The sequence below is a fragment of the Pseudomonadota bacterium genome, assembly GCA_010028905.1.
Taxonomy (GTDB): Bacteria; Vulcanimicrobiota; Xenobia; order RGZZ01; family RGZZ01; genus RGZZ01.
In genome coordinates this window covers 1-11,558 of the sequence record RGZZ01000121.1, presented here as the reverse complement: position 1 = coordinate 11,558, position 11,558 = coordinate 1, and the positions used below count along the sequence as shown (strand labels likewise).

Here is an 11,558-nt window from a genome sequence, read left to right as displayed (position 1 = left end):
GCCACCTCTTTCCGCGCGGAAACTCACACATCGCCATACCACAACCAGACACACCACGCCCGCCAGCCTGTTCGCCTGTCACGTCGCCACCAGGCTCTTCTCCCGTTCGTCCTCAAAAAAACAAAACCCTGACAAGAGCTCCGGGGCGCCACCCATTGAATCAGGCACGAACTCCGTAGGACCACGCTGCCGGCAGGGCACCTGAAGCCACCTGAGCGCATCGCCTTCGCGTGAGTGAACCTCGTGCTGAGCGCCCAGGTCTACCTATGTCCACCACGAGGCCGTGGGGGACAACGATGCGGAGCTGGGCGGACGGGGGCGCACGCTGCGTGTCCACCACGAGGCCATGGGGGACAAGCCGATGTCCACCACGAGGCCGTGGGGGACAACGATGCGGAGCTGGGCGGACGGGGCACGCTGCGTGTCCACCACGAGGCCGTGGGGGACAAGCCCAGGTCCGACATCCGCGCGACGCATCTCACTAACATCAGACTGGCTACCTTGTGATTGCGATCCCCAAATCTGGGATCAAAAGCTTGGATGATCCCAGAAATCGGAAACAAAAACAACTCTGATCCCACAAACAGGGATCGTACTGCCCCACGCACACCACACCCCACAGGAGAACCCCACACGCGAGCACGGCGAGACCTCGCGCACAGAGCACGACAGCCGATCGCGTGACGAAGAAATCACGCCCCTGTTCTTCGTGTGTAACGCTGATTTCAACCGCCGAACAGGCGATCTCGACAGACTACCGCCGAACTGCGAAAGCAGCGCAGGAATGGTCGTGCTTGCCCAGGAGCCAGAGCCCCCCATTCCGACACCGAGGAGACCCACGTCTTGAAGGCCACCCTGACCGCCAACGTCACGCCGCCACGCCAGGCCACTTCGCCTGTGAGGTTAGCCGTGAACGCGCCTCGTCCCGCGTCCCTCGATCTCTATGCGCCGCTGCCCATGACCGGCGTCGCCCTGGTGGCCCAGCCTGCGGCTCTCACCGCCAACCCTGGTGGCGCGGCTGGCGTCGCAGGCTCGGCGCCTGCTCTACCACTTCCCGTCCCCCTTCCGAATGGCGCAGAGAGAGAGCCGCGCATCCGCGAGGCCCTCGCCTCGTGGGCAACCTTGAGCGAGCGCCTCCGCGACTGCGAGCAGGCCCTCAACCTCCCTCGCGCCCAGCGAAAAAACGCGTACCCAGACGCCTATCAGAAGGCTTGGCGTGAGCGGGGTCGTCCAATCGCAGCAGCGGCCTGGGGGCTGACGATGGCCGCGGCCCTTGCGAACGGTTTTCGAGGCGTGGGAATCGTGATGACTGTAGGCGGTTCTACGTTGCTTCCAGCGATGATGGGAGCAGGGGTCATGACTGCGGGGAGACTGTTCCTCGTCCTGCCCTCCGAGCGACTGGCCCAGCACGTCACGAACCGAACGCTCGAACACCGCCTCGAGACCCAGAAGGAAGACCTGTCGAAGCGCGTGGAGCAGAGCATGACCGAATATCTTGCGCTCATCGAGGAGTTCTCCAACCGCCCGCCGAGCGGTGAGAGCGTCAATGTCACCGACGAGTTCGTCGAAATCGGCGGGCTGAAGGTCTCTCGCCGATCGCCCTGAGCTACGTCGAGCCCGCCACCTCGACCGGCACCCGCGCGGGGATCACGGTGCGCGCCGCGATGGGTCGCGGCTCGGGTGGACGACGCCCGAACAGCAGCAGCTTCTGCAGCCCCGTGAGCTCGCGCGCATCGGGCGTCTTGGGGATCTCGACGTAGTCGATGACCGGCTCTCCGTCGCTGGAGTGCAGATGGAAGTAGTTGAGTCGGAACGACGGCACGTACACCGACGGCAGATAGCCGAAGCGCACGGGCACGCGTCGCAGCAGTTTGAGCCACGTGCCCGTGTTGAACACGATGCGACCATCGGGTTCGCTCTCGAGAAAGGCATCGTGGGTGTGGCCGAACACGAACACCGACACATCAGGGTGGTCGGCGAACACCTTGCGGGCACCCGCCATGTACGGCTCGATGGAGTCAACGTCCGGATCGAATCCATCCGGTCCCATCAGGCGGAACCGAAGCATGGCCCGTCGCGCGTCGCGAATCACGAAGGTCAGCGGAATGGCGAGCATCAGCAGAAACGTCATGAACGCTGCGTTCACTTCGAGCACGAAGCGAAGCACATCTCCAAAAGCGTGAAACCAGGTGAATATGGGGAGGCTGAACACGAAGTTGCCCTGGGTCATTCCCGCGGCACGCAGGGCTGCACCGATGAGCACGACGATGCTCACGCCGAACATCAGCATGAACGGCAGCAGCAACCAGCGCAGATACGGGCTCATCTCGCGATAGAAGTAGTTCGAGACCACCCAGTCGGGGATCTGCATGGTGGCGACCGAACGAATGTCCTTCAGCCAGGTGCTCGTGCCGAACTCAGAGTGGCGGCTGGCGCCCCCCACCACCGTCTCGGTGATGAAGAAGCCCGGCGGAAGCGCGTAGCGATTTCCGTAATCTTCAGAGCGGTTGAATACATCGAACTGCTGCCCGTGCTCGATCCAGATGCGACGCCCGCCCACGTCTCGCAGCACGGCCTCGTCGATGACCAGCCGTATGTTGTAGCGTGCGAGAATCTCTCCGTAGGCTTTCGGATCGCACGCCAGCTCATAATCGTGATTGCCCACCAGCATCGTGATGGTGATGCGCTCGCCCGTGCGCTTCAGCTGTTCAAAGATATCGCCGTGGTGGCGAATGATCTCTTCAAGCGCGGGAGGGCCGTGCATGGTCGTCGATTCCCAGAGACCGAAGGTATCGCCGACGATGAGCAGCTCGGTGCTCTTGTCGTGAACCTCGAGGGTCTTCAGCCAGTCGACGAACTCGGTGGTGTACTCGCACACCTGCAGCTGACCATCGCCGCCCCAGTGGAGGTCGCTGACGAGGTACAAGTGCGTGGGGGCGTGCGTGGAAGGCGTGTGTGATGACATAGGCACACGGCAGGTCTACACCACCCAAGCTCCAGCCCCCTGCCAGCCAGAGCCTCACCCTTCCCGAGCGGCACCCGAATTCACCCTCCCTCACCACAGCCGCCAGGTGAACGACCGCCAAAGAACACTGATTCAACGCGCAAAAAACAATACTGCACGAAAACGCAGTTTTTCCTCAATTTAAACCAGACCTGTTAACACAAAGAACAACAGACCAGCCCGCTCTCGCGCTACTCTCTCAGCACCGAACGACGTCAGAAGAGGAGCTACGAGATGACCACAGCTATCTCGCGAACCACCACAGGCTATACTCTCCGTGCGCGACTCACCCCCCATACCGCCCACAGCCCGTCGTGTGCCCCCCTCGCCATTGAAGACGCCTTGGAAAACCCCACCGACAGCTTCCTGCACACAGCGCCCGCTTCACACGCCACCAGCCCCCACACCGCGCGTGTCCTGCTTCTCACGAGGGCGACCTCGGGCGCCGCACCCCGTCCCTACTACGACGCGGCCCAGGACGCCCGCGACCGGGACGCCTGCTACGCAGACCTTCCGCGCAGAGCAGGGCAGATGCGGGGGGGCGCTCTCTTCGAAGCGCTTCACAGACTCGTGGCAGCCACCCACACGACCCAGCTAGACTACAAGCCCAACAGGGACCTCTACCCACGGGTAGACCGCCACCCCGACGGCACCCTCAAGAGCATCTACGCGGGTGATGTACGCGAGCCCGCCTACCCGCTGACCCGTGCAGCGCGCAACGCCGCGCTTCAAACTGCCGCAGCCGTCGCCAACACCGTTGCCGGCGGGGTCGACTCCCGCGTTCGACAGCTGGTCGTGAATGCGGCGATGCCGCTCGACTGCGAGCACGTCGTGCCCCAATCGTGGTTTGGGTATCGAATGCCGATGCGTGGCGACCTGCATCACCTGTTCGCCTGCGACGCATCGGTGAACAGCTCGCGAGGCAATCGACCCTATGGCGAGAAACCGCACCGTGCAGGCCAGCAGACGGGTGCGTCTTTCGTGAGGCAAAGGCAGTTCGAGCCTGAAGGGGGCAAAGGTGCCGTAGCCCGCGCCACGCTCTACTTCCTGGTTCGCTACCCGGGGATTGTCAAGAACACGCCGGCTGAGTACACCCAGGCCGACATCAATATGCTGGTTCGCTGGTCGCGCGAGAATCCGCCCACTGACTACGAGCGACATCGCAACGCCGAGATCGCGAAGAAACAGGGAAACCGCAATCCGTTCATCGATTTCCCGGAATGGGTGACGATGGTTGACTTCTCACGTGGACTGGGTGATCGGGGAAGATCTGAGCACAATCCGCTCGACTCGCACAGAGATGCGTTCGCAAGGCGCTGACCCGTGCGTCACGCACGTTGAATCGCCCCAGACACGTCTTGCTTGAACGACGGCGTTCCCTTGTACCGATAGCGCTCTAACACCGCGACGTCATACGAGGCGAACAGGTGCATCAAGGGCGCGATGAGACCCGTCCAGCCCGTCTGATGGCTGGCGCCCAGCCCCGCGCCGTTGTCGCCATGAAAGTACTCGTAGAAGAGCAGGTGATCGCGGAAGTGGGGATCGTCTTGAAACGTGCGCGCGCCACCGAACACCGGCCGCTGGCCCGCCTCATTGCGCACAAAGATGGATGACAGGCGCCGCACGATCTCGTCCGCCACCTGGTAGAGCGTCATCGAGCGGCCCGAGCCGGTGGGACACTCGATGGTGAAGCCATCGCCGAAGTACTGATAGTACTGCAGCAGGGCGCGCACGAGAAGAACGTTCACCGGCAGCCAGATGGGCCCCCGCCAGTTCGAGTTCCCGCCAAACATCCCCGTGGTCGACTCGGCGGGGGCGTAGTCGACGCGATGCTCTTGCCCTGCCACGTGCATCACGAACGGGTGATCGCCATGAAAGCGAGACAGCGAGCGAATGCCGTAAGGGCTCAGAAACTCGTTCTCATCGAGCACCCGCGACAAGATGCGCCGCAGCCTGTGCTCGTCGACCAGCGACATGAGGCGCCCTCCGTCTTCCCCTTCTCGCCCCACGTGACTCATGAACTGCTTCAGCTCCGGATGCTGCTTCACGCGCCGCCGGATGCGTGCGGCGAAGCTCGGCAGGCGCGAGAAGATGGCGCGGGCGTCGTACGACGTCGTTGCGCAAAGGGGCAGCAGGCCCACCATCGAGCGTACCTTCAGGGGCTGTGATCTGCCGTCCGGCGAGCGAATCACATCATAGAAGAACCCGTCCTGCTCATCCCACATGCCACGGCCATCGCTGCCCAGCTTGTAGACCGAGAGCGCGATCCACATGAAGTGCTCGAGAAACTTGATCGCCATCTCCTCGTACGTGGGGTCGTGAACGGTGAGCTCGAGGGTGATCTGGAGCATGGTCTGCGCAAACAGCACCATCCAGGCCGTTCCATCGGCCTGCTCGAGATAGCCGCCGGTGGGCAGCGGGCTGCTGCGGTCGAAGACGCCGATGTTGTCAAGGCCGAGGAAGCCCCCCTCGAACACATTGCGACCAGCCCGATCCTTCCGATTCACCCACCAGGTGAAGTTCATCATGAGCTTGCCGAAGACGGCCTTGAGAAAGTCGATGTCTCCCTTCCCACGCGTGGCCTTCTCCTGCAGGTAGAGATAGATGGCTGCCCACGGATGCACGGGCGGGTTCACGTCGCCGAAGTTCCACTCGTAGGCGGGAATCTGGCCGTTGGGATGGAGGTAGGTCTCCTTCAGCACCAGCTGAAGCTGCTGCTTGGCAAAGTCGAGGTCGACCATGGCCAGCGCGATGGTGTGAAAGGCCAGATCCCACGACGCATACCACGGGTACTCCCACTTGTCCGGCATCGAGATGATGTCTTCGTTCATCATGTGGAACCAGTCGCGGTTGCGCACGGCGCCGTTTCCGGAGAGCGCGTCGACCCCGTGCTCGCCGAGCCATCGATAGACGTCAAAGCCGTAGAACTGCTTGCTCCACAGCATGCCCGCGAGCGCCTGACGCATGACGAGACGCTGATCGTCTGTCATGCGCGGCGGCGTGATCGACGCGTAGAACGCATCGGCCTCAGCGATGCGCGCGGTAAAGATCTCGTCGAAATCCGTTCCCAGGCCGTCCGCCCGTGGAACGTCCGACACGCGGGAGAGACGCAGCCGCAGAACCGCCGACTGCTTCGCGCCAACGGTCACGCGATAGCAAGCCGCCATCTTCGTGCCTGTGCGTGCCGGATTCACCGCTTCGCGAACACCGCCGACCACGAAGCGATGAATGGCATCTTTTACATAGGGCGTGCGATTCGGTACCCCAGCCAGGCGCTCGAGGTTCGTCTCGTTCTCGGTGAACAGCAGCTCGGGATCGCCTTCGCACGACAGTACGAGCTCCCCCAGATCGGGGTGGACGACGCGTATCGCAGAGACCCCGGTGACAGCCTCGAGCAGCGGCTTCTGCCCCCCATCAGACCACGACCACGTGTTGCGGAACCAGAGCGTGGGGAGCACGTGGAGCGTCCACTCGCGATCGCTCCGGTTGTGCAGGGTGATGCGCATCAAGATGTCATGCGGGGTCGCCTTTGCGTACTCGACGAACGTGTCGAAGTAGCGATCGCCCTCGAAGACGCCCGTGTCGATGAGCTCGTACTCCATGTCGCGCTGGCCGCGAGCGCGGTTCTTGCGCACGAGATCGTCGTAGGGATAGGCCTCCTGCGGATACTTGTAGAGGTACTTCATGTAGGCGTGGGTGGGCGTGCTGTCGAGGTAGTAGTAGTACTCCTTGACGTCCTCGCCGTGGTTGCCCTCGCGATTGGTGAGGCCGAAGAGACGCTCCTTGATGATCGGGTCGCGCCCGTTCCACAGCGCCAGCGCAAAGCACAGCCGCTGCTTGTCGTCGGAGATGCCGGCCAGGCCGTCCTCGCCCCAGCGGTAGACGCGCGATCGGGCCTGATCATGGCTGAAGTGCTCCCAGGCATCACCGGATCGGCTGTAGTCCTCGCGCACCGTACCCCACTGACGCTCAGAGAGGTAGGGCCCCCAGGCCTTCCAGGGCACGCCGCTCTCGCGCTCCTCGGCCAGTCGCTTGTCTTCTGCTGTGATGTTCGACTCGTCTGGCATGGTGTCACCCTCTGCTTGCGCTGCGCGCGTCTGGCGGCCGTGCGGCCCCCTACTGTGGAGATTTCCGCGCCGATCGACCGTCAAACGGGGGTGAAGGGTGACGCGTACGCATCTCGAGAGCGTGGTCTCAGGGCTGCATGATCAAGCGAGCCACCACGCAACCCTGCAGCACACACCCCGCGATGACCAGGGCGTGAAAGATCTCGTGGTAACCGAACGTGGCCGGCAGCGGATCGGGCCGTCGCATCGTGTAGATGACAGCTCCCACCGTGAAGCAAACCCCTCCCGCACCGACGAGGGCCACGCCGCTTCCCCCGATGGCGCGGGTCAGGGTCGAGAGATAGGGCACCACCATCCACCCGAGCGCGAGGTAGATCGACGCACTGAGCACGCGAGGCGCACCAATCCAGAAAAGGGCTTGCAGGATGCCGAGGCCCGCTCCCAACCACGCGAGCCCCAGGAGCACCTCTCCCTGGCGGAGCGCGAGGAGGCAGAATGGCGTGTAGCTGCCCGCGATGAAGAGGAAGATCGAGGCATGGTCGAGCCGACGCAGCCATTGGCGAACCCCTGGAGACCAGGTCGGCACGTGGTAGAGCGCGCTGACCCCGAACATGGTGGCGAGGGACACGCTGTAGACGGTGCCCGCGAGACGGGCCCGCCCGCTCGAGGCGAGGGCGACCAGCACTGCTCCCGCCACAATGGCCGCGACTGTCGCCCAGAGATGCGAGACCCCGCGAAGGCGGGGTTTGGGACGGCTGAGCTCAGCCGATGAAGTGGACATACCGATGAGGTTCGGCCACCGGAAAGAGCACGCCTGCTCGACCTTCAATGAGGCCTTCGCCAGCCTCCAGCGATGCAGTGCGGCTTGGACGACCCGCCATGCCCCCCCTCTTTCGCGCGAAAAAGCCGGCGACCGGCTACTCGGGGGATTGAAAAGCCGGAGACTGGCTTTTTTGCCACAGGCGAGGGGCGAGCACATTGCGCACAGGCGCGGCCGCCATCTCCGCTCGCGCGCACGGCCGCTCGCGCGCACGGCTGCTCGCGCGCACGGGTGCGGCTACGTGCCTCGCTCGTAGGGCCGCGCAAGCACCGCGCCCAGTGCGATGAGCAGGGGGCTGGCCACCAGGCTCCCCGCGAAGATGACCGCGCCGGCCTCCGACTTCAGCGCACCCCGCCACACGCTGTCGTAATCGCGTCGGTGAAATCCCGAGAGAATCTCCATCGAGCCCTCGAGAACCAGCGGAACACCCAGGCGCGCGCGTCTGACCTCGCTCCCCGCCGAAGCGATATCGTGGGCCGCGATGCCGCCCGTTGACGAGGCCAGTGCGGCCGCCAGCACCTGTCCCGGGACGAATGACGCCTCGGAGGGGTCAGCGTGCGCGCCGCGGACCTTCGTGATAGCGATGGGGTCGATGGGCGGAGGGGTTGGGGGCGACGGTGCGTGACTCGACGCTGCCGACCGGGGCTCGAGCGACGAACGCACATCAGCCGATGACGACAGCGACGCGCACGACGCGTCGCTCGACAGGTCGACGCTGTCGACGTCGGTGTAGGGCGCGTGATCGACGTCCCACTCTCCGTCGGCGTGAGCGTACTGCGCGTCTTCGATCATGTCGGTGTAACCGCCGTGCGCGCCGCTCCAGGTGTGGTTGCCGTGACGGTAGCGGTCGTCGAGGGGCATCGAGAACGGGCTGAGAGAACCAATCGCGTTCACCCCTTCACGTTTCGGTGCTCGGGCCGTGGGCCCTCCGCGGTGCCCCACGCCACGCAGACCGCTGCCCAGTGCGCCTCCACCCCCCGCACGGTGAAGGCGAGGCCGGCGGGCATGCCTGGTGCCGCACGAACGCGCCCTCCTCACGCAGCACGGGCGAGACCGGCGGGAAACGCGCCCCCAGGTCGGGAAACACGCACGCATGGAACACCGACACCTGCGCGACTTCTTCACTCACGAACAGAAAGACGCCATCCTCACAGCCGTGCGCCACGCAGAGGCGCGCACGTCAGGGCACATCCGCATCCGCCTCGACAAGCGGGCGGGCGATGACGTGCGCGGCGCCGCCCGGCGCGCCTTCGACGCCCTCGGTCTGAACGGATCGCGGCACCGCAACGGGGTTCTCTTCTACCTGGCCGTGGAAGACCGCAGGTTCTTGATCATGGGCGATGACGCCATCTACCACAAGGTACCGCCCCACTTCTGGGACGGCATAACAACCCAGATCGTGGGACGGTTTCGCGAGGGCCGCTACGCCGAGGGCCTCATCGAGGGCATCGAATGGGCCGGCGAGCATCTTGCCACCTGGTTTCCCCATCGCCACGACGACGTCGATGAACCGCCAGATGACATCTCGGTGGTCGATGACTGAGGCGCTCCACGACCGCGGGCGCTAACCGATTCACTAAAAAGGTCACGAATACAGCATCCGCGAACTGTAACGGTTCGCAGATTGAACGGCGCTCTGACACCACATCACGGGAGGGGCTACCATGATTCCAAAGACGACGGCCGTGCGGCGAATCACGATCCTTGCGCTCTCCGTCATCACGCTGCTGACGGGCTGCGGCTCGGGGAGCGGCTCGATGGCAGGCTCGCCCCTCACGAACGGGGTGACCGCGCCCGCCCCCGCCCCCGCGGCGGGGCAGCTCGTGGTGAAGCTCACCTTCCCAGCAGTCGCGAAGACTGCGTCGGCCGCGTCCAGCTTCGCGCAGACGGCCTCCGTGATTGTACACGTGCTCGATCAGGCCACGCATCAAGAGGTGGTTCCCCTCGCCATAGCGCAGCGCCCCGACGGCGCCAGCACATTGGACGTGACCGTGCCGAACGTGCCCGCGGGCACCTTTGATGTGTATGTATAGTGTTTTGACGCCAATGGCTTCAGCTCGGGCGACATTGTTCCGACAGCCACCACCGTGAGCGGTCAGACCGTGACGGTGCCTGTGACGAGCACGGTGCGGCTGGTGAGCGTGACGGTGACCCCCGCCGAGGCATCGGTGGCCGTGGGCGGCACCCAGCAGTTCACGGCCACGGCCAACTACGATGGCCAGCCGTCGCAGAACATCACCTACATGGCAGCCTGGAGCACCTTTGGTCCACCGACGAAGACGGCGGCGACCCTGAGCGTTGCTTCGATCAACGCGTCTGGCATCGCGACCGGGCTTGCCGCTGGCAGCACCCCGATCTACGCCATGTGGAGCAACCTGTACAGCGCGCCCGCCCAGCTGACTGTGACGGGTTCGACTCCGCAGCCGAGTCCGACTCCGCAGCCGAGCCCGACTCCGCAGCAGCTCGTCACCACGACAGCCGACTCGGGACCGGGAAGCCTGCGTCAGGCGATGCTCAACGCGCAGCCCGGCGACACCATCGGCTTCTCGCTCCCCGTGCCCTCGACCATCACGCTGGCGAGCCCGCTCCCCCAGATCACCCAGAACGTGATCATCGATGGCGGGGCCCCCAACCGCATCGTCATCGATGGCGCCAGCACATACCGGCCCTTCTTCGTCGACTCGGGCACGGTGACGCTGTCGAATCTCAAGATCCAGAACGCGGTCGCATCCGGACAGCCTGGCACCAACGGCGGTGGCGGCGGCCTGGGCGCGGGCGGCGCTCTGTTCATCAACCAGGCCAGCGCTCACGTGACGGTGTCGAACGTGGTCTTCTTCAACTGCGCGGCCAATGGCGGCAACGGCGCGGCCGGCAGCGGCGGCGCGGGCGGTGCGGGGCCAGTGGGTTCCGGCGGCGCCGCGGGAACACGGGGCGCGAACGGACAAGACGGGGTCGACGGAACGATTGGCTCTCCCCCCGGCGGTACGGGCGGCAACGCCACCAGCGGCGGCAACGGAAGCCTTGGCGGGTTCGGCTCAGGAGGGGGCGCCGGCGCCGACAGCGGTGTCGGTGGCGCGGGTGGCAATGGCTTCAACCCACAGGCACCCGGCATGAGCGGCGGCGACGGCGGCAACGGAGGCAATGGCGCAGACGGCGGCAACGGCGCCGTAGGATCGGAGGGCGGCGTCGGCGGCAACGGCGGCAACGGCGGCGATGGGTCCACCGGAGACGGCACACAGCCTGGGGGCAACGGCCCAACGGCCGGCTTGTTCGGAAGCGGCGGCAGTGGGGGCTTCGGTGGTTCGATGGGTGTGGGCACCGGAAGCGCCGGCTACGGTTCCGACGGCAATAGCGGAACTGGTGGAAGCGACGGAAATCCTGGCTCCCAAACCGCCCCCGCGGGTGGCGTGACCGACGGTTTCGGCGGCGCGGGCGGCCTCCTGGTCGGCGCCCTCTCGGGCGGCGCGGGCGCCCTGGGCGGCGGTGGCGGCGGCGCAGCCGCCGGACCCGCCATCTTCGTCAACCTCGGCACCCTCACCACCGTGAACTGCACGGCCACGGGGCTGGCTGCCACAGGAGGCATTGGCGGCGGCACTGCTGGCAACGGCGGTTCAGACGCCACGGCGGTCTTCAACTACAATGGCATCGTGAACAGCTCGGCTACCCC

The 11,558-nt window shown here is 65.1% G+C and carries 9 protein-coding genes; 5 read left to right on the top strand and 4 right to left on the bottom strand.

Features of this window, described 5'->3' with window-relative positions; genetic code table 11:
• Nucleotides 1-909 precede the first annotated feature (909 nt).
• Nucleotides 910-1,605 carry a hypothetical protein gene (locus EB084_10525; GenBank protein NDD28687.1) on the top strand — a complete coding sequence of 232 codons (696 nt, stop codon included), beginning with the start codon at nucleotides 910-912 and terminating at the stop codon, nucleotides 1,603-1,605.
• Between the two features lies 1 nt (nucleotide 1,606).
• Here EB084_10525 and EB084_10520 read toward each other — a convergent pair whose 3' ends face one another.
• Nucleotides 1,607-2,965: a phosphoesterase gene (locus EB084_10520; protein NDD28686.1), complete on the bottom strand. Its 1,359-nt coding sequence runs from the start codon at nucleotides 2,963-2,965 to the stop codon at nucleotides 1,607-1,609.
• 273 nt (nucleotides 2,966-3,238) lie between these two features.
• On the opposite strand from EB084_10520, the gene EB084_10515 reads away from it, so the two are divergent.
• Entirely contained in the window at nucleotides 3,239-4,324 is a 1,086-nt protein-coding gene (locus EB084_10515; protein NDD28685.1) for a hypothetical protein, read from the top strand.
• An 8-nt stretch (nucleotides 4,325-4,332) separates the two neighbouring features.
• Here EB084_10515 and EB084_10510 read toward each other — a convergent pair whose 3' ends face one another.
• The 3 genes from EB084_10510 to EB084_10500 all read right to left on the bottom strand — a co-directional run bounded on the left by EB084_10510 (nucleotide 4,333) and on the right by EB084_10500 (nucleotide 8,785).
• Nucleotides 4,333-7,071 (bottom strand): glucosidase, encoded by a 2,739-nt coding sequence (locus tag EB084_10510; protein ID NDD28684.1) that lies wholly within the window; start codon nucleotides 7,069-7,071, stop codon nucleotides 4,333-4,335.
• A 127-nt stretch (nucleotides 7,072-7,198) separates the two neighbouring features.
• Nucleotides 7,199-7,852 carry a hemolysin III gene (locus EB084_10505; GenBank protein ID NDD28683.1) on the bottom strand — a complete coding sequence of 218 codons (654 nt, stop codon included), beginning with the start codon at nucleotides 7,850-7,852 and terminating at the stop codon, nucleotides 7,199-7,201.
• A gap of 276 nt (nucleotides 7,853-8,128) precedes the next feature.
• Complete coding sequence (locus EB084_10500) at nucleotides 8,129-8,785, bottom strand: hypothetical protein (GenBank protein ID NDD28682.1); 657 nt, start codon at nucleotides 8,783-8,785, stop codon at nucleotides 8,129-8,131.
• Nucleotides 8,786-8,984: 199 nt separating this feature from the next.
• Between EB084_10500 and EB084_10495 the strand changes: the two genes are divergently transcribed.
• The 3 genes from EB084_10495 to EB084_10485 all read left to right on the top strand — a co-directional run.
• Nucleotides 8,985-9,434: a TPM domain-containing protein gene (locus EB084_10495; protein ID NDD28681.1), complete on the top strand. Its 450-nt coding sequence runs from the start codon at nucleotides 8,985-8,987 to the stop codon at nucleotides 9,432-9,434.
• A 121-nt stretch (nucleotides 9,435-9,555) separates the two neighbouring features.
• On the top strand, nucleotides 9,556-9,924 hold the full coding sequence (locus EB084_10490; protein NDD28680.1) for a hypothetical protein: 369 nt from the start codon (nucleotides 9,556-9,558) through the stop codon (nucleotides 9,922-9,924).
• 54 nt (nucleotides 9,925-9,978) lie between these two features.
• Nucleotides 9,979-11,558 (top strand): hypothetical protein (locus EB084_10485; GenBank protein NDD28679.1); only part of this gene is annotated, 1,580 nt, incomplete at its 3' end.